This is a genomic window from Allobosea sp. 01N443 (assembly GCF_056399325.1).
Window position 1 is genome coordinate 1 of sequence record NZ_JBFTRC010000402.1, and the last position, 946, is coordinate 946.

Annotated in this window: 1 protein-coding gene; it reads left to right on the forward strand. The window is 31.9% G+C overall.

Annotated elements, in window-relative coordinates:
* A partial coding sequence (locus AC1DRP_RS36685; RefSeq protein ID WP_476771154.1) for a replication initiation factor domain-containing protein occupies nucleotides 1–632 on the forward strand: 632 nt, incomplete at its 5' end.
* Nucleotides 633–946: the final 314 nt, after the last annotated feature.

A 946-nucleotide genomic window follows, 5' to 3' on the forward strand; every position in this document is an offset into this window, starting at 1 on the left:
GACGTAATATGCGTGTTGAATTTAATCCRAATAAACTTACGCATGAAGAAATGMTTTGGTTAAAACAAAACATCATCGACTATATGGAAGATGACGGTTTTACAAGATTAGACTTAGCCTTTGATTTTGAAGATGATTTAAGCAACTACTATGTAATGTCAGATAAAGCTTTGAAGAAGACTGTATTCTATGGAATTAATGGAATGCCAGAAACAAAATATTTTGGCGTTCGTGATAGYGATAGATTTATTAGAATTTATAACAAAAAACAAGAACGTAAAGATAACGCAGATGTYGAAGTTAYGTCTGATCACTTATGGCGTGTAGAAATTGAACTTAAAAGAGATATGGTGGATTACTGGAATGATTGTTTTAATGATTTACATATCTTGAAACCAGATTGGACTTCGCCAGAAAAATTAAATGAACAAGCAATGGTTTACATGTTAATTCATGAAGAAGACAAATGGGGAGAATTGAATAAAAGAACTAAATATAAATATAAAAAWTTAATYAAAGAAATATCTCCAGTTGATTTRACGGAATTAATGAAATCGACTTTAAGAGAAAATGAAAAACAATTRCAAAAGCAAATAGAATTTTGGCAGACAAAARGTAAGAAGCTATTTTAAAAATGGCTACCATTYGRCTCCCTTTTAGCTCCCAAATGGCTMCATAAAAAGGGAGCYATTTGGGAGCTATTTTTGATTTTATGTAGCCATTTGGKAKACATTTTTGATTTTGGRTAGCTATTCGGTAGCTTTTGTGTAGCCGTTCGGGAGTCATATAACAATTTTTATCGCATAAATAGGAATCCCATTTGACACTGTCAAATCAATATTTTGCACAGAAACGGCTACCGAATGGCTACATAMGGAGACATTTCTGTGTAGGATTCCTCTTATGCTCTTTTAATAGCAATAGTTGCAATATTACACCTGTATAC